Genomic DNA, 24,947 nt, shown 5'->3' on the forward strand with positions numbered 1-24,947 from the left:
ATGAAATTCCGTCAGAAAATAGTCGTTTTATCCGGTGCAGGAATTAGTGCCGAGAGTGGAATTCCGACTTTCCGTGCATCAGATGGTCTCTGGGAAAATCACCGGATTGAAGATGTGGCTACTCCCGAAGCCTGGCAGCGCAATCCGGATCTGGTTCAGGATTTTTACAATCAACGCCGAAAGCAGGCGCTGAGCGTTCAGCCGAATGCCGGCCATTTGGCCCTGGTGAAGCTCGAGGACTATTTCGATGTGACGGTCATTACGCAGAACGTGGATAATCTCCATGAGAAAGCCGGGTCTTCGAACGTTGTTCACTTACATGGGGAGCTGTTCAAATCACGCAGCACGAAAGACCCAAATCTGATCTATGACATTGACGGTTGGGAGTTAAAACGAGGTGACCTTTGCGCAAAAGGTTCACAACTTCGCCCGCATATTGTTTGGTTTGGTGAAGCGGTGCCTATGATGGATGTTGCTTTAGACATTACTCATGAGGCCGATATTTTTATCGTTGTCGGTACCTCATTGAATGTTTATCCGGCCGCCGGTCTGGTTTACGCTGTTGGTAAAGAGGTTCCGATCTACGTTGTCGATCCTAATAGCCCTGATGTTCATGGACGATCAACTGTAACTTATATAGTAGAGCCTGCTACGGTTGGTCTTACTAAACTAGCCGATCAACTCATAGAATCTACTCGTACATCATGAAAACCATTCGTTTTTACTTCGCTTTTTTTCTGTTACTGATCAACATCGCTGCATGGGCACAGGATGCGCCTAAAAATCTCAATGCCCAGCAAGCGGCTCAGTTACTACAAACCGACAAAGGTATTGTTGTTCTCGACGTCCGTACACCGGCTGAATTTCAGGGCGGTCACCTCAAAAACGCGGTTAATATAGACTACAAAGCCGCTGATTTCGAGCAGCAGTTAGCTAAATTAGACCACTCAAAACCTTATCTGGTCCATTGTGCGGTCGGTGGCCGAAGCACGAAAACGCTACCAGTTCTGCAAAAACTCGGATTTCAGAATGTCAGGCATCTCGACGGTGGGATTCAGGCCTGGCAGCAAGCCGGGCTGCCAGTAGTAAAGTAGGTGGCAACTGGATAAAATAGGGGCAACATTTCCCGGCAATCCGGGTTCAACACGAACACTCAACGTTTGTGTTTTTATGCATCCCGCCGACGACCTAGCTGCCAAAACACTTGCCATACATCATCAACTAAATGCCTATTATGGCATACAGGCCATTTATGGACGGACTGACCCCCTGCATGAATTAATTAGTACCATTCTTTCGCATCGCACGACCCACGCCAATGAAGTAACGGCCTACCGCACCCTGCGCGAACGTTTTCCCACCTGGGAAGCGGTTCGGGATGCACCACTTCCCAGTTTGATCGATGCCATACAAACGGCCAATTATCCGGAAGTTAAAGCCCCCTATATTCAGAATCTGTTGCAACAGTTGATTCGTGAAACAGGTGCAGCCAATATTGATTTTCTGGCTAACCTCACTACCGAAGAAGCCATGAAATGGCTCACCGACCTGCCGGGTATTGGCTTGAAAACAGCAACATTACTCCTATTGTTCAATTTCAAAAAGCCAGTGTTACCTGTAGATACCCATGTTCATCGGGTAACACAGCGGCTTGGTTTAATTGGGCCGAAAGTAAGTGCCGAAAAAGCACATGGTATTCTGTTGGCTTATCTGCCACAGGATGCCACCGTATTATTTAACTTTCACAAGCATTTTTATTGGCATGGGCAACGCGTCTGCACCTGGTATTACCCCAAATGCAATGAATGCATTTTACAAAAACAGTGCGATTTTTTTCAGGCAGGAGGAAAAATGGTCTTGAGCAGTACACCTGTCAGGGTTAAAGCAAAATAGACTTATTGGCCAACGATTGATTCGGCAAATGCAGGTATTAAAAAAACGCAGTTGTTCTCGAAAGCATTCTCTGCTTTTAGTCGCGAACAGCTGCGTTTTTTTTACTCACAACCTGGAGACTTAGTTTTTTGAGCCGTATTTCCGCTCATAAAAACTTTTCGACTGCTCTACCCAATTGTCGCGTTCGATACGACCCGGGAAGAATTCGATAATTTCGTTCACCTTATCGATGTCTTCTTTGGTGAAGTTAGCGATCTGACGGAATGTATAAATTCCCAGGCTATGTAGTTTACGTTCCAGAAAAGGCCCTATACCAACGATATCTTTCAAATCATCCGCTTCGAGGGCAACAGCCCGGCCAATCCGATCGAAATTCAGTTCGCCGGAACGGGCCGCAATCCGGCTCAATACGGCAGCTTCTGAATTTCCGGTAGCAGGCAAGCCAGGTGTTGGTATAACTGGCGGTGCAGGCGGCATAACCGGTTGCACGTCAGCAACAGGCGCTACTGCAGGAAGTTCCGGTTCTGCATCAATCAGTTCGGGCGTGTCGTCGGGGGCAATGGCTGGCAATAATGGGTCTGCATGAACAAAAGCTGGCGGAGCTTTCGGCGTATTAGCGGTGCGGGCAATTGTTCCCGGAACACCACCGGCGGCTTTCGAACGGCGGCATTCTTCCAGTTCCGCTTCCTGATCAGCTATAGCTGTACGTAGTGAACTAATGCGGCCGCTTAACGCCAGCCGACCAAGCAACCAGCCAACAAAAGCAATAAACGCCAGCAGCAATAGTATTTCGATGACAGCTACCGGGCGACTTAAAGGATCTAATCCAAACATGATGGGTCTGTAGTTTATAGTCCAGGTTTATGGGTTTTAACTGATAGCCATTGGCTATTGACCAAAACGACAACCAGAAAAGCAAAGACTTATTTCTTTCTGGCTAGCTCAGCTGCCTGACCTACCCAGTTGTCGCGTTCGATACGGCCGGGAAAAAACTCGATGATATCATTCACCAGATCGATATCTTCCTTGGTAAAACTGGCAATTTGACGGAATGTATAGATACCAACTGCGTGGAGCTTCTTTTCTAAAAACGGCCCAATCCCAACAATGTCCTTCAAGTCGTCGGCGTCCGAAGCAACGGCATACCCAATCCGGCTAAATTGAATTTCGTTCGCACGGTTCCGAATCCGGTTAAGCACAATATCTTCCTCATTAACCGCCGTAACAACAGGCACTCGCAGACAATCATCTACTTCACGTTGTGTGCTGGCCAGATCACCTTCGAGTTGGCGAATAAGCCGCTGGCGGGATGAGTAACCGATAATGAAACCCAATACCAGCGTAACAACAGCCATAATCAGATGGTGAAGCTGAGCATCGGGTAGGTTAAGTGGATTTAATTCAAACATGATTTAGGGAGTTTGTAGGTTGTCATTGAGGTTTGCAGATTTTTCTGCAAACCTCAACCCTGTTGAACTACATTATTGAATGACAACTACCGTTACGCGCCGATTGGCTTTACGGCCCGATATGGTGCTATTGTCTGCTTTAGGATCAGCCTCGCCTTTTGCCTCGACAATAATTTGCTCATTATTAATACCTGACTTACGCAGTTTCAGCTTTACATCATTGGCCCGATCGTGGGAGAGCCGCATGTTCACATCGTCGGGGCCGGAGTTGTCGGTGTAGCCAGTCAGTCGAAGTTTTTTGTCTTTGTGTTCGGTAAGATACTTGGCAGCTTCGTCGAAAAACTTTTTCGTTTCGGGCGTTTTAATGTAGTTGGCCTCACCAAGGGGGAAATACAAATCGATCGGCTCAAAAACTGATTTAAATTTTACGGATGCAGCCAGATCGGCTTCCGTTGTAGGCGCGGTCAGGGTGATGGGGGCAGGTGATGTAGTCGTTACCGACTCCGTAGCAGCCCTGGCGGGCTCTGCTCCACTAAAGGCAAAATCGAGCCCACCACGGAGTGAGTCACCCTTAGGCGTAAACGAAAGATTACGTTCAACTCCTTTCGTTGTTAGCGACGCGGCTGATATACCCTTCTGGATCAGATACTGTTTGATTCCTTCGGCGCGGGCCAGTCCCAGGTTAGCAAAGGTGGATGTATTCGTTTCTGAGGGTGAATAGTAGCCCGTAATGTCAAGCATTCGGTCCGGATTGGCCTTCAGATAGGTTACCAGCGACTCCAGCGAACCGCCAAGTGTATTTATGTTAGCGTTGGCACCGGATTTGGCAAAACTGAAATTACCGGGCAATTCAAGCCGGAACAGGCTACCGTCGGCAATGGTGTATCCATCTGCGTCGGATGGCGTCGTTTCAAGGTCGGGTTCTACAGCAACTGCCTGAGCTGCCGGTTGAGCATCATTAGCACAGAGTTGCTTGATTTTGCAGACATGCCACCAGGTTGAGCCGATCATCCATAGCACTAACAGGACAATCCAGGGGGTTTTGTTGGCGAACATAAAGTTATAGAGGTTAAGCGGGGAGAACCTTTAGGATTTAGGTTAAACGGCCATCAGGCGACCTGTCTGGTTCGCTTAGTGACTGCCCAAAAATACAAGTAAGGAATATAAATGCAAGATTGTCAACATTTTTGGTCGTTTTAGACCAGCTTTTTCACTGTAACAATGAGAAATTTTCGCAATGCGGCTATCCCTATAGACTTACATCAATCATACTCTACTTTAACGCTAGGTATGGGCTAATTGCAACGCACCAACCGGAACGGCATCTTCACCAAGTTTTGCCAATAGTAGTACAGGAACGGGGTGAAACGCTTTCATAACAAACTGGGGGAGCGCCTGTCGAACTGCGGCCCGAAGCGGCTCGCCAATCAATGACAACCCTCCGCCCAACACAATAGCATCGGGATGAAACAGGTGAACCACATGCGACAGACCTAAAGCCGCAACCGAGCCAATCTGTTCGATCAGCATCTTTGCAACGGGATCACTGGCTTCGTAGGCCGGATGTAAAAAACGGGCTTCTCCACCAATGGCATTGGCTTTATGCGCCTGTTCAACAAGCGTTTTCAAGACGGAATCATTGGGCAACTGAGGCAATAAGTCACGAATCTGCTGATCAACGGCCCAGCCAGAGATTGTCTGCTCGATCGTTTGTCCGGGAGATCCTGATTCATCGGGTGGTATGAGCCATAAGTGCCCAATCTCCGCTTCGCCCGGTGTAGCTCCGTGATAAACCCGACCATTCTGCACCAATCCTCCGCCGATTCCGCTACCGAGAGTTATGTAGAACACATTATTAAAGCCGGTAGCCACTCCCCTACTCGCTTCGCCCAGAGCTGCAACATTGGCGTCATTATCAATTCGGACGACCACACCCGGAATGCGTTCACGAAGCCAATCGGCCAGGTCGATTCCGGCCCAGCCGCCAATCTGGTGCGATGTGGCAATACGACCCGTTTTCCAGTCCAGCGGGCCGCCAAAACCAATACCGACTCGCTGAGGGGGTTCGTTCAACTGGCGTAGCGTCGCTTCGATTTGAGCCAGAATACCCTCCGCTCCCTGCGCTGGATCGACCGTATAGCGAAAACGCTCAACAATCTGACCCGTCGAATCGCTCGTTACCAACTGCAGTTTAGTGCCTCCAATTTCAATACCAAGATTCATGCAACTTATGATTAATGCCTACTGCTTAATTACCCCGCCGGCCTCCAGCACCGCGAGCCATTGTAGATCGACCCAGAAATATTTCATCGCCTTTGAGCGAAAGGGTTGTGTAAAAATTATATCCGTTCTGAATATAACGCACCATAACCGGGGTCGTCTGCTCAGGTCGGGCATAAGCTTTGGTAGCCGCCACCAGAATCTGATCACCGTTGACAATAGCCCGAACAAAAGGAAGGTCGCGGGTTTTAATCTGATTGGCATTGTAGGCTACCCATGTTTTCCCACCATCATACGAACACTCGGTAGCTTCATTAAGGTAGGTTTCCCGGCCATTGAACAGGTCGCTGTGATGCTTGAACAGTCGCCAGAGACCATGGATATAATGTTCATAGCAGGCATAATTCCGATCATTGCCAAGCCCCTTCTGCTGCGGATCATTCGGCGATGGCTGATCTGGAACCAAATCTTTGTGATCATCCCAGAATAACACCCCGTAGGCCCCGGTAAACCAGTAGAAAATAGCCATTCCTTCGGCAACGGCAGGAGGAGCCGCATGTTCAGCTTTGCCACTGTTTGGAAAATCGCCACTTTGCGTATTGAAGACCCAATGCCAGGCGATGCGCTTTTTGGGCGACAGCTTCCGGTTAACCTCCTGCTCCGCCAGCAGAGATGCTAACCAGTGTCGATCGCCATCACTGGTATGCCGGGCCGAATAATCGAAATCAGGATAGAGGTAATAAGTCCCCGGCATTTGAAAATCAATGTAATCTGCAAACGATTTGCCCATGATATCATCCGGCATTCCGCGCTGTTTGCTGGTCGCCGTTTGGCGGGCAGGTGTATTCCAGAGCCAGTCAGGATTGACCATGTAGTGTTCCGCTTTCGAATTACCGAAACTATTGTGAGGAACCGGCGCAATGGAGCCAATCTCGGTCTGTGGGCTGACGTTATCTTTCAGCGTCTTCACCATGAACGTGTACAGATTGGCCTGCTCCTGCTGATTTCCGCGACTGGTTCCGTCGTTTTCAATATCGAGAAAAATTTTGCCAAACGTACTTTTCATCGTACCCGGCGGACAGTCGCCGAAGCCATAACATCCGCCACCCAGTTCTGTCGATGCCTGGAAAAGTGTATTCCGCGTTGCGCGGGCACCAGGTGGAGTACGATATAAAACATCCCGAGCCAGTTCGCTGTTACGAGCCCAGGGCAATCCAAATGCATTGGCAAAATAATCCTGGTAAATAATTAACGAGCGCTGGCTTTGCTGGAGGCTGCTTTTCCAGTTTCTTGCCGGATCACCATCCATCCATATTTCAACATTAGGAACCATCCGGGTCTGCTCAATAGCCGAAAAACCACGACGAAACAGTTTTGTCCGATCCTGCTGAACATGTAGGTTACGACCTGCTCCACAAAATGTGACTGTTTTGGTTGAAGGCAATGAAAAATCGCCGACAACATCAATGTTGTAGTAACCCTTGCGTGTAGCTGGCGTGAACGATGCGCGCGGTGTAGGCGTCACTGCCGTTTGACCGGGCAATGGGCCTTTCAATTCAACCGCAATCGGGTCAGCAGGCCGGGCTGGCTGCGTATACCAGAACCCCAGTCCCGCCAGACTGGCAACTAAACAGGATGCCGCGAGTTTCATAGTGGGCTTCACAATGGATTAATGAATAGGACGCTGATTTATCGCAGCGTCACACGTTGATTATATCCCGTACTTAGATTTAGTGACAAACGCAGGACTACGTTTAGTCGTCAATGTACCGTTTCGTTATCGGCTGATAAGAGTCAATTCGCCGGTCGCGAAAATAAGGCCAGGTTGTCCGGTATTTTTCGGACAGCCCCAAATCCACTTCCTGCACATGAACCACTTCCTGATCGTGGGGAGCCAGGTACAGCAATGATCCAAACGGATTTGAAACAAACGAACCACCCCAGAATTGCTGATCAGCCTCGCGCCCGACGCGGTTAACAGAAACGACGTGAACGCCATTGGCAATCGCATGACTACGCTGGATCGTTTGCCAGGCATTGTATTGTTCGGTGTTTTGTGCGGGGTCAGGCTCGTTGGTATCCCAGCCAATGGCCGTTGGATAAACGAGCAATTCAGCTCCCATCAACGCCGTAATGCGGGCTGCTTCGGGGTACCATTGATCCCAGCAAATCAGGACACCAATCCGAGCAAATTTTGTGTCGAAAACTTTATAGCCCAGATCGCCGGGAGTAAAATAGAATTTTTCGTAATAACCCGGATCGTCAGGAATGTGCATTTTCCGGTATTTACCCAGATAGGCTCCATCGGCATCTAAAACGGCGGTTGTATTATGATACAATCCCTGTGCCCGTTTTTCAAACAACGATGCCACTATGACGACCCCTAATTCGCCCGCCAGTTTCCCTAACCGATCGGTTGTGGGTCCGGGAATTGCTTCGGCCAGGCTGAAATTGTGGTGATCCTCTACATCGCAGAAGTACAACGACGTAAACAACTCCTGCAGGCAAACGATGTGAGCACCTTTCCGGGCAGCCTCGCGAATGCCATCAATAGCCTTCTGGATGTTGGCTTCGACATCGGCTGAGCAGCTCATCTGCACTAAACCAATATTGACTTTTTTAGACATGATACAAAAGTAGGGCGTTCTGAATTGTCAACGCCTACATCCAACAAAACTCTTATCGGGTGGGTTCGACAATAAATTGCAGTTTAGCGCTTCCTATTCGTAGTTTAGGGTTCCAATTCTTAAACCGAAATCGCACTGATCATGACCTCCCGCAGAAATTTCCTGCATACAGCCGCCCTTACAAGTGTGGCCGCGACGATTGCGCCTAATGCGCTCTGGTCGGCGACACGATCTGCCAAAGACAAACTTGGTGTTGCCCTGGTTGGCCTGGGTTATTACAGCACTGACCTGCTGGCTCCAGCCCTGCAAAAGACCAAAAATTGCTACCTCGCCGGTATTGTGACAGGTACGCCGGAAAAAGCCGAAAAATGGAAGAAACAGTATAACATTCCCGACAAGAATATCTATTCGTATCAAACGTTCGATCAGATCGCCAATAACCCTGACATTGATGTGGTATATGTAGTTCTTCCGCCATCCATGCACGAAGAATATGTGATCAGGGCAGCTAAGGCCGGCAAGCACGTTTGGGTCGAAAAACCGATGGCGGTTACCGCGAAAGAATGCCAGAACATGATCGATGCCTGTTCGAAAAACAAACGATCGCTGGCCGTTGGTTATCGGCTCCATCATGAACCGAATACGCAGGAATATGTCAAGGTGCTCCGCGATGGAAAAATCGGAAAAATACTGATGGTAAGCTGCTCGGCCGGTTATTATGATGCCCGCACCAATCACTGGAAACAGAAAAAAGAAATGGGTGGTGGCGTCATGTATGACATGGGCGTTTATGTACTTCAGGGCGCCCGGCTGGCAACAGGTGAAGAGCCGATAGCCGTAACGGCCCAGCAATATACGACTCGCCCTGATGTCTATAAAAATGGCCTTGATGAAACTTCGATGGCTCAACTCCTCTTCCCCAGCGGAGCGCGGGCGGCTGTGCAAACCAGCTACGGGATGAACATGAATTTTCTGGATGTAACGGGCTCAAAAGGGAAAATGAGAATAGAGCCGTACTCGGCTTATAATGGACAAAAGGGCATCTGGAGCGGTGGCTCCATTGAACATCCTTACGAAGTGCCCTGGCAGCAGACCCTACAAATGGATGACGATGCCGCAGCTATCATGAACAATAAACCAGTACTCGCACCGGGCGAAGAAGGTCTGCGTGATATTAAAATTGTAGAAGCGATCTATGCCGCTGCCCACTCCGGACGAGAGGTAAAAATCAGTTAATAATTTTTCGGATCGGCAGTGTCTGTCGATCCGAAAAATCTTCCTGTCTTGTAGCGAGTTAGAATATACACTATTTCAACTATACTACAGATACATTCCAACCAAAACATATAAAGTCGGAGCGGCTATTTGGCTGATCGTTGGGTTTTTGCTTACTTCGCCTGTCAACCCCGTCTGATTATGCAACCCGCCGATTTTACCAGTCTCCCTGCCCAGCAGCAGCTCGACACCCTCTACTTTGCAGGTGATATTCTTGCGAACCGCTATGAAGGTGACAATATATTCCTGCTTTATAACCTTCGGGACTTTTATGTCGAACTGCGTTATGATGCATATAACAGCCAGTTACATCAGGTTACGGCGTTCCGGAATACCGATAAACTAGAACCTTACCTGCCTTATTTGGCGTAGTGTCGGGACATTTTCAGCCTTATAAGGTTGAAAATGTCCCGTTTAGAAGAACTTTTTGTGCCCAAAAACTCATAAACTGACCTGTTGGCTGATTTTTTTTTCAAATGAAGGTGAAAAACTTCATATACATTTGGAAATAAATTTTATTGTGCCGTCCTTCGCTTAAATTTTAAACAAGCAATGCAAACAGGAACTGTAAAATTCTTTAATGAAACCAAAGGGTTTGGCTTCATTAAACCCGATGAAGGTGGCGAAGACATATTTGTACACGCTTCTGGCCTCATCGACCAAATCCGTGAAAACGACAAAGTTAAATTCAATGTCGAACGCGGTAAGAAAGGCTTAAATGCCGTGAATGTCGAAATAGCTTAATTGTAAGATATAAAGACACCCGTTGTTAAAAACATGCCACTAGGCATGTTTTTTTTTGCCCTAATTCCGCTGATAGGTGGTCAAATGAGTAATTGGTAACTAGATTTTTTGCCAAATTGCTCACTCAACCAAGTATCGATTTTCCCATTATCAATGCCCCAATCACCCGAACAACGTACAGCAGCACGCCTTGGCCTGAATCCCAGATCGGTAGCCGTTACGATTGAACTCCTCACGGGCGGTGCTACCGTTCCGTTTATTGCCCGATACAGAAAAGAAGCCACTGGGCAACTCGATGAATTACAAATCGGACAAATTAAAGAGACATACCAGAAGCTACTCGACCTCGACAAACGCCGGGATGCGGTTCTGAAATCAATTGATGAGCAGAACAAGTTAACCGACGATCTGCGCCGGAAAATTGAATCGGTCGATTCGCTGACAGAACTCGAAGACCTGTATTTGCCTTACAAACAAAAGCGTAAAACCAGAGCAACAATCGCCATAGAGCGCGGTCTTGAGCCACTGTCAAACCTGCTTCTTATTCAGCGGGAAACGAACCTTGATCGAGTTGCCCAACGCTACCTGACCGAGGCTGTCTTAACTGTGGAGGATGCATTGCAAGGCGCCCGCGACATTCTGGCCGAACGAATTAGTGAAGATGCTGATGCCCGTCAGCGTATTCGGAATCTATTTGAGCGGGAAGCAATTATCCGCTCTGTCGTCAAAAAAGGAAAGGATGTTGAAGGCGTAAAGTATAAAGATTATTTCGACTTTGCAGAGCCGCTCCGACGCGTACCATCCCATCGGTTGCTGGCACTACGAAGGGGAGAAACAGAAGGCTTTCTGACGGTTAGCATTGGCCCTGACGAAGAAGCCGCCCTTGAACGGCTTGAACGACAGTTTCTCTATAATCAGTCTACGACTGCCTGCAGGGAACAAGTTGGGTTAGCGATTCGGGATGGCTATAAACGCCTGCTCAAACCCTCGCTCGAAACAGAGTTCGACAACCGCTCAAAAGAAAAAGCGGATACTGAAGCCATCACAATCTTTGCCGATAACCTCCGCCAGCTTCTGCTTAGTCCGCCCTTAGGTCAACAACGTGTACTGGCCATTGACCCCGGCTATCGTACTGGCTGTAAAACCGTTTGTCTCGATGCGCAGGGTAATCTACAGACCGACACCGTGTTGTACCTGTTTCAGTCTGAAGGTCAAAAGCAGCAGGCCATCCAAACGGTTCAGAAACTGATTGCCCAGTATAAAATTGACGCAATCGCCATTGGCAATGGCACTGCCGGACGCGAAACCGAAGAGTTTATTCAGACTCTGGATCTGGGAAAACCGATCTTCATGGTTAGCGAACAGGGGGCCTCCATCTATTCAGCATCGGAAGTAGCCCGAGAAGAATTTCCGGACCGTGATGTCACGGTTCGGGGAGCAGTCAGTATTGGGCGACGTCTGATGGACCCACTAGCCGAGCTGGTCAAAATTGATCCTAAATCAATTGGGGTTGGCCAATATCAGCACGACGTCGACCAGACTGATCTGAAAAACAGCCTGGATACCGTCGTTGAAAGCTGCGTTAATCAGGTTGGTGTATCCCTAAATACGGCCAGTGCTTACCTGTTGCGCTATGTGTCGGGGCTTGGTCCGCAGCTAGCGGGTAATATTGTGGCCTTCCGCGCCCAAAACGGCGCATTCACGTCTCGCGAACAATTAAAAAAAGTACCCCGGCTTGGTCCGAAGGCTTTTGAACAATGCGCCGGTTTTCTACGCATCGAAGGCGGCAAAAATCCACTTGACAACAGTGCTGTTCACCCAGAACGTTATACGGTGGTGGAACGGATGGCAGCCGATGTGAAAAGTACGGTGGCTGATCTGGTGCAAAAATCAGAGCTCCGTAAGCAAATCCAACCCGAGCGATATGTTACGGAGTCAGTTGGTTTGCCTACGCTTCGCGATATTATGGCCGAACTTGAAAAACCCGGACGAGACCCGCGTGAGCAGCTATCCGTATTTGAATATGATACCAGAGTTCGTTCAGTAGACGATCTGCACGAAGGAATGGTACTGAATGGGGTCGTAACCAATATTACTGCATTTGGTGCATTCGTTGACATTGGCGTCAAGCAGGATGGTCTGGTTCACGTTTCGCAGATGGCCAATCATTATGTTTCAGATCCCAAAACAGTCGTTAAAGTCTACCAGAAAGTAAAAGTAAAAGTGCTGGAAGTGGATACGACTCGCAAACGAATTGCGTTATCTATGAAAATTTAATAAGTTGCATGTGTATCGTTCCTGAAAACAACGATACACATGCAACCCTAATCCCATCTGTATGCAACAATGCTGCTCACGGGGCTTATGGCGCTCCGTTCTGCTAAGCACTTGCCTGCTTTCTGTGTTAACCTCCTGTGAGGTTCTTCGATCTTCCGGGTCAACCCATTCGGTCAGTCGTCGCCCATCTTCGTCAAACTCGGTAGCTCGCCGAACGTCAACGGGTAAGGTACCCGCCCGGCCCCCTTCAGTACCGGCCAAGTCGACGGGTAAAGTTGTCGATAGCCGAACGTACGAAAATCGGTATGTACCGGAAGTCGTTAAAATTGCCCGGACTTATACCGGAACGCCCTACCGCTCAGGAGGCAATACGTCGGATGGAATTGACTGTTCTGGCCTGGTCTATGCCGTTTTTAATACGGTAGGCCTGAAAATGCCCCGCATTTCATGGCAGCAATCAGAAGTGGGTCGGGAAGTGGAGGTAAATGATATTCTGCCGGGTGATCTGATTTTCTTTGTACCCGACAAAGGCCAGGCTGGCTATGTCTCTCACACCGGCATTGTCACCGAAGTAAATGGCGACAATAATATTCGTTTCATTCATGCATCCTCTTCGCGTGGTGTTCGAGAAGACAATCTGTATACGGATTACTTCAAGGGCAGGTTTGTCAAAGCACTAAGGCCTTTTTAAGCGAAAACATGAGCAATAGGCGTATATGATTAAAACCGCAAAAATGACAAAGCCGCTTCTGAAGCGGCTTTGTCATTTTTGCGGTTTATTAGATCGTAGGTAGTGGATTGCCAATTAGCTCCTCCCAGAAAGCCCGATCCTTTTTTTTCAGTTTCATTTCTAAACTCAGTGCTTCATTTCGCGTGTCAAACGGCCGCGTAAATTTCACTTCCCACGGTTTACCATCAGCCGTAGCCGGGTTTGTTTTAGCATTATGCTGCCACAGCGTGATTTTCAGATCTTTAGTCTGACCAATAAAATATTGATCGGTCGAGGGGCTGTAAATAATATAAACAGTATGCATACGATGTCGTAGACTATTATCAAAGCTACGTAATTGTTAACAGAAAACAAACATTGTTTTATCTAACGACTTCGTAGACAAGACGCCCTAATTTTTTTAGTGCATAAGTTGGCAGAATCTGATTTTTTTGTTCATCTTTGCACCCACAAAATGGGGGATTAGCTCAGCTGGCTAGAGCGCTTCCATGGCATGGAAGAGGTCATCGGTTCGACTCCGATATTCTCCACAGTACTGCACATTTCCAAGTTACAATGCCCATACGAGTCCGTATGGGCATTGTGCGTTTGTACTATTCCTAGTCCAACTACTTTTTATAAAATGAAAGAAAAAGCCACCGTAATTAGTGATTTAAACGAATATTTAGAGTATAAAGAGTCTTATCTGAGAGCCGGTAGCTTTAAAGTCTACCGGCTTTTTTCGTTTAAATTCAAAAGGTTTTTGGCTGCGAATGGATTCGCCCATTTACCAACAAAAAAAATAACGCCTGCCATTTGCGAGAAATACAAACGGTATATTCTTAAAATTCATTCGGACCCAATTACTCGAAATAAAGAGATCGGCCAAATGAAAACGTTCTTTGCTCAATTTACTAAACCGGGCTGGGAGCGATACAGGATTAGTCCAGCCGCCAACATCGAACGGCTTCCAAAACAAGACAGTGAAATGCACGAACCATATAATGAGGTGCAGACTGCCGAAATCATTGGGCGAATACTGGAAAAGAAAGACTACTACCTGTTGTTATACATCTATTTTATCCATTACACGTTTGCCCGGCCCGGTCGTGAAGTAAGGCTACTAAAAGTTGGTGATCTTAAACTGTCTTGTCCTGATATAGGTTGTCAATTTTCATCAAAAATTGACAACTATGGAAGACCACATTCGAGACCTGCTGAGTCGCTTTCAGTACAGCGAACAACTCCGGGAGACGGCCGTGTTTCGCATCCTCTTTGGCGGTGAAGAAGTTAGCCAGGTGATGGAAGATTTAGGCATTCACAGTGGCTATACGATTCGTAGTTGGGTGCAACTTTATCGTCAGAAGATGAAGACGGGCCTGTTAACTTTACCCGCCATGAAGCAAGCACAAAAACGCGACATGGCAGCTCTCAAACAGCGCAACGAGGAGCTGGAACAGACTCTGCAGCAGGCTAATCTGTTGATCCTGGCTCTTAACACGATGATTGAGACCGCTGAAAAAGAACTAAATGTGCCGATCAGAAAAAAGTCTGGCCGCATCGGCGGTCCGAACCAAACGGTCTTAATCCTTCGTGAGAACGAGATAGCAAAGGTGAGTGTCGGAAGCCTTTGCCGACTGTTTGGTGTGAGCCGACAAGCTTTTCATGCCAGAAAACAACGCTCCCAGAGATCAGTGAGCCATGCGATGTTAATACTGGACTTGGTGACAGCGCTCAGGCGAGATGTGCCTGGCTTGGGAACCCGGAAATTACATCTTCTGCTGGCAGAACCCTTAGCCAAAAGTGGCATCAAATTAGGACGTGACAAGTTGCATAAAATCTTGTACAATCATGCAATGGTTATCCGTCAGGGTCGACAGGTACCCCAGACAACTGATTCTAATCACCGTTTATAACGATATCCTAACTTACTTATTGACAGGACAATAACAGCTCCCAGACAGGTTTGGGTTAGTGATATTACGTACTTGTATATTGGGTTGGGCTTTGGCTATCTATCGTTAATAACGGACGCTTATTCAAAGCTGATTGTAGGTTATTGTCTTCATCCATTCTTGACGGCGGAAGGCAGTCTAAAGGCCCTAGATATGGCTCTATCAACCCATTTGGAAAGGGAAGAAGAACTGATCCATCATTCCGATCGAGGCAGCCAATATTGTAGTTTTGACTACGTTCGCAAGTTGAAAGGGGCGAATATTTTGATTAGTATGACTCAGCAAGGCGACCCTTATGAAAACGCTATCGCTGAACGGGTGAATGGAATATTAAAGACGGATTTCCGCCTGAACCGAGTGTTCGTTACTTTCGGGGAGGCTGAGAAGGCGGTTGAAAAAAGTATTTATAATTACAACCATCTGCGTCCCCACATGAGCTGTGGATACCTGACTCCAGTGATGGCTCATCAGAGCGAGCACCCGCTGAAAAAGCACTGGAAGCCCAAGGTATATAAACGGTCTAAGGTTGTCCGAGACCAAGGCCAATTTGGGTAAGTCCATCCGTTTTATCTACTTTGACAATGCTATATCAGGATTAAGATGAGCCAATATTTTTTGACCCCAAAACTGACAACTTATTTTCAGGATCGGACAAACGGTCAACACTTTCCAGGACGGGTCAGCTAGTTCAACGTCTCTTTAATCCCCCCATTTATGACGCAAGCACATGAACGTTCATTCGTCTTATATAGAAGCATCCTCTGAATCTCACATTCCTACAATAGAATTACGCAAATGGTGAAGGTTCTTAGAAAGCTGATCTATTAATATGATTTTACATAATATGTAAGTTTATATTTGATAATGTAAAAACAAAGCAGTATCTTTAGGTTGTAGTCAAGCAGACACTAATGGTCATTATCACCAAAACCATTCTCAACGAGTTTGGCCTTCAACATACCGGCGCGGCTGCGGCTCTCAATGAATGGTACGCAATCGTCAAGGCCGCTGATTGGAAATCGCTGGCGGATGTGAAGCAAACCTTCAACTCCGTCGATTACGTGGGCAACGACCACTATGTCTTCAACATTAAGGGAAATCATTACCGATTAATAGCGATGATTTTCTTTGATAAACGAACTCTATTTATTCGTTTTGTGGGCACCCATGCCCAGTATGATAAAATACCTGACTGCTCAACTATTTAATCTTAAACACTCATGCAACAGCCAACCACCTACGCCGACTATCAGCAACTAATGGCTCAGATTGAAACCCTCCTTCAAAAAGTGACAGCGGGCGGGGGCTTTGCGGTGTTGAACTCCGACGAAGCGACAAAACTGGCCCAACTCTCAGAGTGGGCTGAAGCTTATGAAGATAGCATTCCGCTGATGCCGATCAAGGTCCCTCAATCTATTCCAGAAATGATTGAGTTCAAGATGTACGAAAAGAAGATGAAACAACGCGAGATGGCTCAGCTGTTAGAAGTACCCGAAACCCGTTTATCGGAAATCCTGCGGGGTAAGCGCCGGGTTAACTTAGCTATGGCCAAGACCTTACGCACCAAATTGAAGATCGATGCTGACTTTATTTTGGAATACGCCTAAGCTCACAGCCATCTCAATTTTAGGGGCATTTGGGGAGACAGTTATTTTTTAATGTCTGTCCAACCCTATCCGCCGTATACGCTTTGCGAGAAACTACCATGTTTTTTATGGGTTTACCGATGACTTGATCAGGCATTACCCTAAGAAAGTAGGGCCTGAATGGTTCGTCCTTGAAGGGGTGTCACCGCCCCTTCAAGTCAACCTTTCGTTAGGGTTTCAACCGTTTAGCGGTCGCATCGAACGTCGACAAGGTACCTTTCAGGTTATTGTCATCCACTTTGGTGAGCTCAATGGGAACCTCCCCGCCCTGAGACGACTCAAAGTACATTACCACTTTATCGCCTTTCTCCTCGACCCGGATAAGAGGGCGATTGGCCTGACCAGGATCAGCGGCATTCGTCAATTCACCCGTCAGTTTGCCCGCCTTGCGGACTAAATCCGTTGTAAATTTCACATCGCCGACGGGGGTTCCTACGGCACTAATTTCCCATTTACCCGCAAAGAAATCCGGCGGGGTCACCGTTTGTGAAAACCCGGCCTGGGCCATCCCGATAAATAAGAAGAGAAGAAGGATACGTACGTTTTTCATGTCAGTTTTAAAGTTAAAGTGTTCTACAGTTAATTCTCTTACGTAAAGGGGAGCGTATCTATTCAACAATGACCCGGACCCGGTCCAGATTCTGAATGCGGGTAAACCGAGTTTTCGCATCGCCTTCCCGTTGAGCCGCGACGCGAAGGGTGGGGAAGTAGGTACCTGGTTTGGTAAAGGTGTAGGTAGACGTCACCCGGGCATAGGAACCGGTTTTATCAGATGGCTTAAGTTGAGCTGATACGGGGAAGACATCCGAGCTGTCAAAGTTCCAGCCATGAAGATCACTGATAGCAAAGTCACCTGGTAACCCCTCAAAATTCCAGACCGCCTTCACGACTTTACCCTTGTTTTTGGGCACGGCTACCTCGGCCGTGAAGCGAACCGTTTGCCCCACTTTCACCACGGCCCGTTTGCCGCCATTGGCCAGTACGCTGACCACCGGCTGAATACCTGCGCGCTCGTCTGCCGTAGGGGGAATGACAACCTGTCCGTCGGCAATCGTATAGCGGGTCGTGGCGGCTGGTTCGATTCCTTTCTCCACCCAGGCGCTCAAATCCAGCAACGCCTGCTGCAGCACGCCCAGATAACTCACCGTTCGGGTGGGGTCATCCTCAATGGCCACATCGCCGTGCAGGGCATGGTCAGTGTACCAGAGTCGAAAATTCTGATCAGTTTGGTCACCCAAGTTCGCCTGCACGCGGGCCCGGTACCAATCCGCCTGCCAGCCGAACGCTTCCCGATCCCAGCGGGATTCGAGTAAAATCATCTTCCCCTTGAACTTACCCGTCGGCAATACGCCAGATGCTCCCTGGGTAAAAATGGGCCCTAAGAGCATGGGGCGCTGGGGGTAGATTGGTTTTCCGGCGGCATCCCGGAACTGGTCGTATACATGATACGTCTTGTCGGGGACCTGATGCCGGTGATAGGTTTGTACCGCCAGGAAGTTCGAATTGTCGACCTGTACGCTGTCACCCGGTTTTACCTGAGCCAACAGCGCCGGATCGACCGGGCCAAGCACGACTTTGTCCCCCGAAATTTTAGTCAGCTGAAGGGTCTTACCGGCTGCGGCCCCACTTTTGATACGTAGGTCTCCGCCTAAAAAGTCTATATTGGGCAACTCATTTTGCAGCTGAAACCCAACGGGCATGGCTCCTTCCACCCCACCCAAACTTTTCCAGGCCGCATCGGCCGTGCCCCGGTCCTGGGCTGACATCGCCTTCGTTAAGCCTAACGCCACGGCCTGATCACTGGTGACCCCGGCCTTGATGGTACTGACTTGCTGAATACGCGCTTTCAGCAGGGAGGCCGGGGCGGCAGCCCCCAAATAGCCGGGGGTGTTCCAGAAATCCTTCTCGAAATAGGCGCGATCGATGCCGACAATACTTTGATAGAGTACCAGAAACCCATGGATACCCATCGTCTTGTAGCCAAACCAGGACTGGGGCGGGAAGCCCATCTTGGTGACCTCCTGTAAGGCTTCTTTTTCTTCGGGATTCAGCCCCGCATACATGTCGCCACTGCCACCGGGTTCGAGGGCATCGATGATCTGAGGGAATTTATCGTGCAAGACCCGCATGGCATGCATGCGAACTGTGAAGACGTTGGGAATGGCCATGGGTGAACCCAGCACATACGGCACGACCCCATCCCAAACCCCCTCCGTATTCTCGACACCACCTACCGTCCGGTAAGCCCCCCCGCTGCCCCCGAAGGCATAGCCGAACGGACGCTTACCCCCGTAGAGTTGAGCCGCGATCACCCGGGAATACTGAGCCGATGCGGCATTGGCCCGGTAGGCACCAATGCTCGCATCCCGGGCTTGTGGCCTGGCAAAATCGATCTTGCCGCCGGCATTGGTTTCAATAAAATAGGCCCCATGCGAGACCGAAAAGCCAATCTTGTCTTCCTCGCCAGAGGCACCCTGAGACAAATTTTCATTGTCCGGAAAAGGCGTAATGTAGTGAAAAAAGTGGCCCTGGTAGGTTTCTTTGGGTGGAAAGTAAAACGAGAAACGAGCATCGGTTCCCGTAAACCCCCCATGTACGTATCGGTGGCGCACCGGCTTATCCCGCCACTCATCCACATCCACATACGGTGCTTTAAACAGCGTGTCTTGGGTGGTGTATAGTTTAGCGAGTGCCGCGCTTTGCTGGGGCAAATTGGTTGGTGTCTGACCAAGGGACACAGAAGCGGTCATCAGCCAAATCACGACGGGAAGAAAACGGAACGACTGAATAGAGACTGATTTCATCGATTTACCATTGGGTTAAAGGGGCTATCCAGTGGGTGGGAAAAGATTAGAGACCGGTTGCTCATAGGGGCAACGCCTTTACTGGGTTACCGCGACGGGCGTTGCCAGTAACGTTTGTATATGCTCATCAAGGGCTTTAAGTCCGCTGGGCGTACAGAGACTTCGGATGTACTGGCCGATCGTATGGATCATTAAGGCCTGGGCCGATAAACCAAACCGATTAAACGCCCCGCCCCGAACGACAGCCTGGTGAATCACCAGCACACTTTGTAAAGCAACCGGGGGAAGAATATCGGCTCGAAAGGCCCCCTCGTCCATGGCCTGGTGAATGACGGAGAGAAAGTACTGCTCAAATTTTGGCCCAATTACGGCATTTACGCTCTGTTCCAGCTCGGGGTAGTAATAGTGCAGATCTTCGTAGAAGACTTTATTAATCTGGTACTCTTTGTCAATGGCCGTTTGCCAGATCGTGAAAAAGAGACAAGCCGCGTTTTCCCCAGCCGGGAGGTTTTCCAGCAATTGATACTGCTCGCCGTGGTAGCGATACAGAACCGCTTCCAAGAGTTCTTCTTTATTTCTATAATACCTGTAAACCGTTTTCGTGGAGATGTTTAGCGACTCAACGAGTTTTTGAATGGACATTTGCCGTATACCATACTGTAAGCACATGTTCAATGATGCTTGCAAAATTTCATTCTTCATAACAGCTTACTATGGAAAATATTAATCTTGTTATATTTTCCATAGCAAAGGAAGGGGAAAATATTCTTACTAACAAATTTTCCTGACGATTTTGAGTAGCTTTCTAGCTGCTACAAACTTGCAGCAGGGCGCATCGGCACGAATAAACCTGAAGGCGATTCTTCGTGCATGAACAGCAGGCCTAAATAGAAGTTTGACCTACTTTAAGGTTTTTTTGTGACTACTAGATGTCACTTTTGGTAATCTCAGAAAATGCCCTTTTTTAGATATTCTCAGACGGCTGGAAAGTATATAATGATGAGGTCAGGGTTTTTATCAGTAAAACTTAACACCTGTTGCAGTTGAATGCTATCGTAAATTGATACTAAGCCAGTTGTAGGTCTTTTCTGGTGTTCATAACACTAGCATTTTTGAAGTGGCTATTTTCGGGCACCCTTAATTTATAGGGCCGATTGAACGCTTCTTGAGAAACGCTAAAGTAGCTTGAAAGTGTCCGAATGATCTCTTTGGACAACCCTTTCTTATAATGCAAAATATCTGAAACAAGACTTTTACTCACGCCCAAAATCTGGGTCATATCTTTCGCTTTAAGCGATTTCTCGCTCATCAGGGCTGTGAGTAGCTCAATGGGATCTACATCCTCGAATGAGTTATGTTCGGCATCCCACTTTTCAATCAGATAAGTGAGCAGCTCAATTTCATCCTGCGTATTTTCTCCTTGGTCGCTTCCAGTCACTAGCTCTTCTAAAGCCGTAGAGTAGTCATTATATTGTTTCTCTGATTTGATTATCTTATATCTGAGTGCTTCCATCTTAATAATGATTTACGGTATACTGTTCGTTGTGCTTACAGAGCTTATCATACTGAGCATGGGTTCCAATCCAGCAAACAAAGAGATGAACTTGGTTCTTACCAAAGGCGTATTTGCAGATCATCCTATAGTTATTGCCACCAATATCAAATACAACACGGTTGGTCCCATTACCTAGCAAATCAGCTGCCCCAAATGTATCTTTGATAGCCTCAGGCCTCTGCCAATCGGCAAACTTGACTACAGTGAGCCAGACCTTAAACGAGCTTTTACTGCGAGCGTTCTTTTCGGTGTAAGCCTCAATCGTTTCCTTTCTGATTAGATGAACCTTCATAAGCTACTGTAAAGATACAAGAAAGGTTCACATTTTGTGAACCTTTAAGGTGCATCCATAGAAAGTTGTCTCAGTTGGGAACGATTTGTGATACTCTTATAGCTGAAGTTACCCTAAATTCTTCCTTAGTGTGGAGATTTCAGAAGCATGGACCAGTGGATTCCGTAGCATTTTGACCACTGATGGCTCTTATTTAATTTAGCACTAACTCTCTGTTGGAAAGGGGATTAAGGTGGTCAGTTTGACGCGAAACAGCTAGTCAGCCGACTTCGGAATCAGGTGGTCAGTTTCACTGAAATCTCCACTTTTACAACAAAAAAGGGAGACTGATTGAGTCTCCCTTTTTTGTTGTAAAAGCAATCGGGCACAATAAATCCAATCGATTATAGATAGGAATGCTGATTCTGTTTCGCTAGTTGATTTTAACAACCCAGTAATCTTTACCTCCAATGGCATAAGCGGACTTATTCCCATTGCTGCCTGAGTCAGAATAACCCCTAGCAGATAACCGCTATCTGAGGTGGCAAGCATAGAGAATAGATAATCACTACTTCTGCCGCCAAAGGTTTTATCCCACAATTTGTTGCCGCTCCTATCGATCTTCACAACCCAGTAATCAGTATCTCCTTGCTTGGGATCAGACTTATTACCATCCTTATCGGAGTTAGAAGGCCCTCCCAACAGAAAACCGCCATCCGAGGTGGCTACCATAGAGTAAATTAATTCACCCCCACTGCCGCCAAAAGTTTTATCCCACACTTTGGTTCCATTTCCATCGATTTTCACTACCCAGTAATCCTCTGCTCCAAATTGGTTTGGATCGGACTTATTTCCAGTCTGACCGGATTCTGAAAGGCCTCCCAGTAGAAAGCCACCATCCGAGGTGGCTACCATAGAGTATATATTATCATGTCTATTGCCACCAAAGGTTTTATCCCACACTTTGTTGCCACTCCCATCGATCTTCACCACCCAGTAATCACGAGCACCCATTCCAATTGAGGGCTCGGACTTGTCGCCAGTCTGATCGGAGGGAGAAGAGCCTCCTAGCAGAAAACCACCATCCGAGGTAGCAAGCATAGAAGATAAATAATCATCAGCATTGCCGCCAAAAGTTTTGTCCCACACTTTGGTTCCATTTCTATCGATCTTCACCACCCAGTAATCAAAAAAGCCTCCTTTGGTGGGAGCAGCCTTATTGCCATCCTGAAATTGGCCAGTAGTGCCCCCCAGCAGAAAACCGCCATCTGAGGTGGCTACCATAGCGGATAATTTATCAGAACTTCTGCTACCAAAGGTTTTATCCCACAGCTTGTTACCACTCCCATCGATTTTCACTACCCAGTAATCCTCTGCTCCAAATTGGTTTGGATCAGACTTATTTCCAGTCTGACCGGAGGAAGAAGAACCCCCCAGTAGAAAACCGCCATCCGAGGTGGCAAGCATAGAGGATATATTATCAGCACCTGTGCCGCCAAAAGTTTTGTCCCACACTTTGGTTCCATTCCTATCGATCTTCACCACCCACATATCACTACTACCTCGATAGGGATCGGACTTATTCCCTTCCTTATCGGAGTCAGAAGAGCCCCCCAGCAGAAAACCGCCATCCGAGGTGGCAAGCATAGAAGATAAATAATCATCAGCATTGCCGCCAAAGGTTTTATCCCAGACGATGGTAGGTATACCTGTTGTCATACCAGTTTTGATGGTTACTAACTGGGTTTTAGGCTGGCTACTACCACCAGGGCCACTCACCGTCAACGTAACGGTGAAGGTACCTCCCTGCTGATAGGTATGTTTGGGGTTCACTTCGGTTGAAGTGGGGGTTTTATCACCAAAGTCCCACAGATAGCTAGTAATAGTTCCGGTGGCTTTATGGGTAAAACTGACCTCGCAAGGGGCCATACAGTCGCCCCCGGTAAACCCAAAATCAGCCACCGGAGTCCCCGGCTTATTGACAGTTATGGTCTTCTGGCTACTGTTGCTGCCAGCTTTGTTGGTTGCTGTGAGTTTGATGGCATAGGTGCCTGCCGTCGTAAACTGCCGGGAGAAACTGGCATCGGTCGATACCTGGCTGCCGTCGATTTCCCAAACAAAGGAGGTGGCGTTCTGAGAGGTACTGGTGAAGGTCGGTGCGCAGGGTGCTGTGCAGCCATCATTGGTTACGGTGAAGGAAGCCGTAGGAGGTTGGATGATGTCTTCGGGTGAGCCGTTTTTGCAACTCACGAGCAGCCCCATTAAGCAGACCAGTAGGATAAATCGCTTCAGATAGTTGAGCAGGTAAACAGCTTTCATCGAGTGTTTATGGGTTGATTCACCTGCATAGATACCCGTCAAGATTTAGAGGTAACAGTTTTCATCATTCATGTTAGTTAACGTAGGCGTTTTGACAAAAAAACAACCCCAAAGCCCAGGGTTGCTTTCTGCTTGTATCCACACCTTGGGTTTATGACTGCTTGGGCTTGACAGTTCTTAACTGTATCGGCAATCGAGCCGCTACTACGAATTCTCAATAATGGCTCCCAACTGAGACGAATAGAGATTTGCGTATCAATAATTCGGGCGTTTCTTGAAACGGCTCAAAGCCTGATTTGGGATCCGGCCAAGACTCAAAGGGCATTTTGTCCAATAGCCGAAAAATTTCCATTCCTGTTCCAATTTATCTCCCTGCTCGACCAGCCCGGCCAACCGCCGGAGAACAACATGGGTCGGCATAGCAAACCGGCCAAAACGCGGGTTTGGCGGCTATCGGTCGTTGTTAATACCTCCGGCAAAACCAGGTGGTAAGCAGCGGCTTAGTCGGCGATAAATGTAAAGTCGGCAAAGCCAGTCAGTAAGCTGAACTGACTGACGGAGGAGCTTGGAAAGCTAACCGTGCTGCCACTGCCCGAGCGGCTAGCATGCAGCGTGAGGCTACCTTTGGTGGTGGGCAACACATCGCCCCCGCTGGCTTTAAAGGCTTGAGTGTAGGCCCCTTGGCTGCGCTGGCCCGATCGGTTATTGACACTGATTACATATTTCTTGTTGATCGTCAACGGTAACAGGTCAACATCAAGCAGCGTAAGTTTGTCGTCGATTTCCTGCTCCACCGTTTTTTGTCGTAAGAGCTGTCCACTATCAAAGTCCCATACCGTGACAACGTATATACCCGCGTCCGGCAGTTTGCTACCCACTTGGGTGAGTGTACCCGCAACGGCACTGCTAAAGACCACACCCGACTCCCGGAACGAATTACTCCGAGACACCACGAGTTTCAACGTCTGGGCCTGCTCACTTAGCAGGGTAGTGATTGGGTTCTCGGCGGGTTTGACAGCCTCCTTCTTAGTACAACTTGTCAGGCTTGCTATCAGCAGCAGCCCATACACCCATAGATTTGTCATGGTGAGCGCAATTGGTTAGTTTGACAATTGGAACCCCTCGGCAAGCTATTGTTATACTAAGCGCAACACGGTTCCGGTATCAAATTTAAAAATCGACCTGGGTTTATCTCCATGTGGCTGAGGGAAAGGTCGACTTATTAATTGAGGGAATCCCAGTC

27 protein-coding genes, 1 tRNA gene and 1 pseudogene are annotated in these 24,947 nt (G+C 48.0%); 15 read left to right on the plus strand and 14 right to left on the minus strand.

The window, feature by feature from the left end; all coding sequences use genetic code 11:
* From G8759_RS29395 to G8759_RS29405, 3 genes are all read left to right on the plus strand, one after another.
* Window positions 1-708: an SIR2 family NAD-dependent protein deacylase gene (locus tag G8759_RS29395; RefSeq protein ID WP_167216397.1), complete on the plus strand. Its 708-nt coding sequence runs from the start codon at window positions 1-3 to the stop codon at window positions 706-708.
* On the plus strand, window positions 705-1,094 hold the full coding sequence (locus tag G8759_RS29400) for a rhodanese-like domain-containing protein (protein WP_167216399.1): 390 nt from the start codon (window positions 705-707) through the stop codon (window positions 1,092-1,094). Before G8759_RS29395 ends, G8759_RS29400 begins: the two co-directional genes overlap by 4 nt.
* A gap of 76 nt (window positions 1,095-1,170) precedes the next feature.
* A complete protein-coding gene (locus tag G8759_RS29405; protein ID WP_167216401.1) occupies window positions 1,171-1,893 on the plus strand; it encodes an endonuclease III domain-containing protein in 723 nt (240 codons plus the stop codon).
* A gap of 120 nt (window positions 1,894-2,013) precedes the next feature.
* Here G8759_RS29405 and G8759_RS29410 read toward each other — a convergent pair whose 3' ends face one another.
* The 6 genes from G8759_RS29410 to G8759_RS29435 all read right to left on the minus strand — a co-directional run bounded on the left by G8759_RS29410 (window position 2,014) and on the right by G8759_RS29435 (window position 8,149).
* Window positions 2,014-2,727, minus strand: a complete 714-nt coding sequence (locus G8759_RS29410) for a hypothetical protein (protein ID WP_167216403.1) — start codon at window positions 2,725-2,727, stop codon at window positions 2,014-2,016.
* 89 nt (window positions 2,728-2,816) lie between these two features.
* Window positions 2,817-3,302: a hypothetical protein gene (locus G8759_RS29415; RefSeq protein ID WP_167216405.1), complete on the minus strand. Its 486-nt coding sequence runs from the start codon at window positions 3,300-3,302 to the stop codon at window positions 2,817-2,819.
* Window positions 3,303-3,374: 72 nt separating this feature from the next.
* On the minus strand, window positions 3,375-4,358 hold the full coding sequence (locus G8759_RS29420) for an OmpA family protein (protein WP_167216407.1): 984 nt from the start codon (window positions 4,356-4,358) through the stop codon (window positions 3,375-3,377).
* Between the two features lie 228 nt (window positions 4,359-4,586).
* Window positions 4,587-5,525: an ROK family protein gene (locus tag G8759_RS29425; RefSeq protein WP_167216409.1), complete on the minus strand. Its 939-nt coding sequence runs from the start codon at window positions 5,523-5,525 to the stop codon at window positions 4,587-4,589.
* 25 nt (window positions 5,526-5,550) lie between these two features.
* Window positions 5,551-7,173 (minus strand): hypothetical protein, encoded by a 1,623-nt coding sequence (locus tag G8759_RS29430; RefSeq protein ID WP_167216412.1) that lies wholly within the window; start codon window positions 7,171-7,173, stop codon window positions 5,551-5,553.
* Window positions 7,174-7,276: 103 nt separating this feature from the next.
* The gene (locus tag G8759_RS29435; RefSeq protein WP_167216414.1) at window positions 7,277-8,149 is read right to left on the minus strand and encodes a carbon-nitrogen hydrolase; all 873 of its coding nucleotides are present in this window, start codon (window positions 8,147-8,149) and stop codon (window positions 7,277-7,279) included.
* A 141-nt stretch (window positions 8,150-8,290) separates the two neighbouring features.
* Between G8759_RS29435 and G8759_RS29440 the strand changes: the two genes are divergently transcribed.
* From G8759_RS29440 to G8759_RS29460, 5 genes are all read left to right on the plus strand, one after another.
* Entirely contained in the window at window positions 8,291-9,385 is a 1,095-nt protein-coding gene (locus tag G8759_RS29440) for a Gfo/Idh/MocA family protein (RefSeq protein WP_167216416.1), read from the plus strand.
* A 180-nt stretch (window positions 9,386-9,565) separates the two neighbouring features.
* Window positions 9,566-9,796, plus strand: coding sequence for a hypothetical protein (locus G8759_RS29445; protein ID WP_167216418.1), 231 nt, complete (start codon window positions 9,566-9,568; stop codon window positions 9,794-9,796).
* Window positions 9,797-9,976: 180 nt separating this feature from the next.
* Entirely contained in the window at window positions 9,977-10,168 is a 192-nt protein-coding gene (locus tag G8759_RS29450) for a cold-shock protein (RefSeq protein ID WP_018620078.1), read from the plus strand.
* Between the two features lie 153 nt (window positions 10,169-10,321).
* Window positions 10,322-12,445 (plus strand): Tex family protein, encoded by a 2,124-nt coding sequence (locus G8759_RS29455; protein WP_167216420.1) that lies wholly within the window; start codon window positions 10,322-10,324, stop codon window positions 12,443-12,445.
* 61 nt (window positions 12,446-12,506) lie between these two features.
* Complete coding sequence (locus G8759_RS29460; RefSeq protein WP_167216422.1) at window positions 12,507-13,136, plus strand: C40 family peptidase; 630 nt, start codon at window positions 12,507-12,509, stop codon at window positions 13,134-13,136.
* An 88-nt stretch (window positions 13,137-13,224) separates the two neighbouring features.
* On the opposite strand, the gene G8759_RS29465 is transcribed toward G8759_RS29460, so the two are convergent.
* Window positions 13,225-13,479 (minus strand): GIY-YIG nuclease family protein, encoded by a 255-nt coding sequence (locus G8759_RS29465; protein WP_167216424.1) that lies wholly within the window; start codon window positions 13,477-13,479, stop codon window positions 13,225-13,227.
* 152 nt (window positions 13,480-13,631) lie between these two features.
* Between G8759_RS29465 and G8759_RS29470 the strand changes: the two genes are divergently transcribed.
* The 7 genes and pseudogenes from G8759_RS29470 to G8759_RS29495 all read left to right on the plus strand — a co-directional run bounded on the left by G8759_RS29470 (window position 13,632) and on the right by G8759_RS29495 (window position 16,716).
* Window positions 13,632-13,705: transfer RNA gene (locus G8759_RS29470), tRNA-Ala, on the plus strand.
* Window positions 13,706-13,797: 92 nt separating this feature from the next.
* A pseudogene (locus tag G8759_RS36490) lies at window positions 13,798-14,013 on the plus strand (phage integrase SAM-like domain-containing protein); the annotation flags it as partial.
* Window positions 14,014-14,043: 30 nt separating this feature from the next.
* A complete protein-coding gene (locus tag G8759_RS36060) occupies window positions 14,044-14,439 on the plus strand; it encodes a hypothetical protein (protein WP_232073987.1) in 396 nt (131 codons plus the stop codon).
* Entirely contained in the window at window positions 14,348-15,070 is a 723-nt protein-coding gene (locus G8759_RS29480) for a transposase (RefSeq protein WP_167216428.1), read from the plus strand. The genes G8759_RS36060 and G8759_RS29480 overlap by 92 nt, the downstream gene beginning before the upstream one ends.
* Window positions 15,071-15,133: 63 nt before the next feature.
* Window positions 15,134-15,664 carry an integrase core domain-containing protein gene (locus G8759_RS29485; protein ID WP_317166794.1) on the plus strand — a complete coding sequence of 177 codons (531 nt, stop codon included), beginning with the start codon at window positions 15,134-15,136 and terminating at the stop codon, window positions 15,662-15,664.
* A gap of 356 nt (window positions 15,665-16,020) precedes the next feature.
* Window positions 16,021-16,317 carry a type II toxin-antitoxin system HigB family toxin gene (locus tag G8759_RS29490; protein ID WP_167216430.1) on the plus strand — a complete coding sequence of 99 codons (297 nt, stop codon included), beginning with the start codon at window positions 16,021-16,023 and terminating at the stop codon, window positions 16,315-16,317.
* Window positions 16,318-16,329: 12 nt separating this feature from the next.
* Window positions 16,330-16,716: a helix-turn-helix domain-containing protein gene (locus G8759_RS29495; RefSeq protein ID WP_167216432.1), complete on the plus strand. Its 387-nt coding sequence runs from the start codon at window positions 16,330-16,332 to the stop codon at window positions 16,714-16,716.
* A gap of 208 nt (window positions 16,717-16,924) precedes the next feature.
* On the opposite strand, the gene G8759_RS29500 is transcribed toward G8759_RS29495, so the two are convergent.
* From G8759_RS29500 to G8759_RS29530, 7 genes are all read right to left on the minus strand, one after another.
* Window positions 16,925-17,305 (minus strand): hypothetical protein, encoded by a 381-nt coding sequence (locus tag G8759_RS29500; RefSeq protein ID WP_167216434.1) that lies wholly within the window; start codon window positions 17,303-17,305, stop codon window positions 16,925-16,927.
* A 58-nt stretch (window positions 17,306-17,363) separates the two neighbouring features.
* Entirely contained in the window at window positions 17,364-19,559 is a 2,196-nt protein-coding gene (locus G8759_RS29505; RefSeq protein ID WP_232073989.1) for a hypothetical protein, read from the minus strand.
* A gap of 78 nt (window positions 19,560-19,637) precedes the next feature.
* Entirely contained in the window at window positions 19,638-20,201 is a 564-nt protein-coding gene (locus tag G8759_RS29510; protein ID WP_232073990.1) for a TetR/AcrR family transcriptional regulator, read from the minus strand.
* Window positions 20,202-20,625: 424 nt separating this feature from the next.
* Window positions 20,626-21,072 carry a helix-turn-helix domain-containing protein gene (locus G8759_RS29515; RefSeq protein WP_167216439.1) on the minus strand — a complete coding sequence of 149 codons (447 nt, stop codon included), beginning with the start codon at window positions 21,070-21,072 and terminating at the stop codon, window positions 20,626-20,628.
* 1 nt (window position 21,073) lies between these two features.
* On the minus strand, window positions 21,074-21,406 hold the full coding sequence (locus G8759_RS29520) for a type II toxin-antitoxin system HigB family toxin (RefSeq protein WP_167216442.1): 333 nt from the start codon (window positions 21,404-21,406) through the stop codon (window positions 21,074-21,076).
* Window positions 21,407-21,661: 255 nt separating this feature from the next.
* Window positions 21,662-23,704 carry a PKD domain-containing protein gene (locus G8759_RS36325; protein WP_167216444.1) on the minus strand — a complete coding sequence of 681 codons (2,043 nt, stop codon included), beginning with the start codon at window positions 23,702-23,704 and terminating at the stop codon, window positions 21,662-21,664.
* A 500-nt stretch (window positions 23,705-24,204) separates the two neighbouring features.
* Entirely contained in the window at window positions 24,205-24,789 is a 585-nt protein-coding gene (locus tag G8759_RS29530; protein ID WP_167216446.1) for a DUF4082 domain-containing protein, read from the minus strand.
* Window positions 24,790-24,947 lie beyond the last annotated feature (158 nt).

Origin of the sequence: Spirosoma aureum, from assembly GCF_011604685.1 — a bacterium.
In the GTDB taxonomy this organism is placed as follows: Bacteria; Bacteroidota; Bacteroidia; order Cytophagales; family Spirosomataceae; genus Spirosoma; species Spirosoma aureum.

Excerpts from the sequence above, each read along its gene's own strand:
- G8759_RS29395 (WP_167216397.1), top strand. The coding sequence starts at position 1 with ATGAAATTCCGTCAGAAAATAGTCGTTTTATCCGGTGCAGGAATTAGT.
- G8759_RS29415 (WP_167216405.1), bottom strand. The coding sequence starts at position 3,302 with ATGTTTGAATTAAATCCACTTAACCTACCCGATGCTCAGCTTCACCAT.
- G8759_RS29480 (WP_167216428.1), top strand. The coding sequence starts at position 14,348 with ATGGAAGACCACATTCGAGACCTGCTGAGTCGCTTTCAGTACAGCGAA.
- G8759_RS29420 (WP_167216407.1), bottom strand. The coding sequence starts at position 4,358 with ATGTTCGCCAACAAAACCCCCTGGATTGTCCTGTTAGTGCTATGGATG.
- G8759_RS36325 (WP_167216444.1), bottom strand. The coding sequence starts at position 23,704 with ATGAAAGCTGTTTACCTGCTCAACTATCTGAAGCGATTTATCCTACTG.
- G8759_RS29460 (WP_167216422.1), top strand. The coding sequence starts at position 12,507 with ATGCAACAATGCTGCTCACGGGGCTTATGGCGCTCCGTTCTGCTAAGC.
- G8759_RS29520 (WP_167216442.1), bottom strand. The coding sequence starts at position 21,406 with ATGAAGGTTCATCTAATCAGAAAGGAAACGATTGAGGCTTACACCGAA.
- G8759_RS29435 (WP_167216414.1), bottom strand. The coding sequence starts at position 8,149 with ATGTCTAAAAAAGTCAATATTGGTTTAGTGCAGATGAGCTGCTCAGCC.
- G8759_RS29405 (WP_167216401.1), top strand. The coding sequence starts at position 1,171 with ATGCATCCCGCCGACGACCTAGCTGCCAAAACACTTGCCATACATCAT.
- G8759_RS29450 (WP_018620078.1), top strand. The coding sequence starts at position 9,977 with ATGCAAACAGGAACTGTAAAATTCTTTAATGAAACCAAAGGGTTTGGC.
- G8759_RS29505 (WP_232073989.1), bottom strand. The coding sequence starts at position 19,559 with ATGAAATCAGTCTCTATTCAGTCGTTCCGTTTTCTTCCCGTCGTGATT.
- G8759_RS29445 (WP_167216418.1), top strand. The coding sequence starts at position 9,566 with ATGCAACCCGCCGATTTTACCAGTCTCCCTGCCCAGCAGCAGCTCGAC.
- G8759_RS29530 (WP_167216446.1), bottom strand. The coding sequence starts at position 24,789 with ATGACAAATCTATGGGTGTATGGGCTGCTGCTGATAGCAAGCCTGACA.
- G8759_RS29425 (WP_167216409.1), bottom strand. The coding sequence starts at position 5,525 with ATGAATCTTGGTATTGAAATTGGAGGCACTAAACTGCAGTTGGTAACG.
- G8759_RS29515 (WP_167216439.1), bottom strand. The coding sequence starts at position 21,072 with ATGGAAGCACTCAGATATAAGATAATCAAATCAGAGAAACAATATAAT.
- G8759_RS29410 (WP_167216403.1), bottom strand. The coding sequence starts at position 2,727 with ATGTTTGGATTAGATCCTTTAAGTCGCCCGGTAGCTGTCATCGAAATA.
- G8759_RS29400 (WP_167216399.1), top strand. The coding sequence starts at position 705 with ATGAAAACCATTCGTTTTTACTTCGCTTTTTTTCTGTTACTGATCAAC.
- G8759_RS29440 (WP_167216416.1), top strand. The coding sequence starts at position 8,291 with ATGACCTCCCGCAGAAATTTCCTGCATACAGCCGCCCTTACAAGTGTG.
- G8759_RS29455 (WP_167216420.1), top strand. The coding sequence starts at position 10,322 with ATGCCCCAATCACCCGAACAACGTACAGCAGCACGCCTTGGCCTGAAT.
- G8759_RS29500 (WP_167216434.1), bottom strand. The coding sequence starts at position 17,305 with ATGAAAAACGTACGTATCCTTCTTCTCTTCTTATTTATCGGGATGGCC.
- G8759_RS29495 (WP_167216432.1), top strand. The coding sequence starts at position 16,330 with ATGCAACAGCCAACCACCTACGCCGACTATCAGCAACTAATGGCTCAG.
- G8759_RS29465 (WP_167216424.1), bottom strand. The coding sequence starts at position 13,479 with ATGCATACTGTTTATATTATTTACAGCCCCTCGACCGATCAATATTTT.
- G8759_RS29430 (WP_167216412.1), bottom strand. The coding sequence starts at position 7,173 with ATGAAACTCGCGGCATCCTGTTTAGTTGCCAGTCTGGCGGGACTGGGG.
- G8759_RS29510 (WP_232073990.1), bottom strand. The coding sequence starts at position 20,201 with ATGTCCATTCAAAAACTCGTTGAGTCGCTAAACATCTCCACGAAAACG.
- G8759_RS36060 (WP_232073987.1), top strand. The coding sequence starts at position 14,044 with ATGAAAACGTTCTTTGCTCAATTTACTAAACCGGGCTGGGAGCGATAC.
- G8759_RS29490 (WP_167216430.1), top strand. The coding sequence starts at position 16,021 with ATGGTCATTATCACCAAAACCATTCTCAACGAGTTTGGCCTTCAACAT.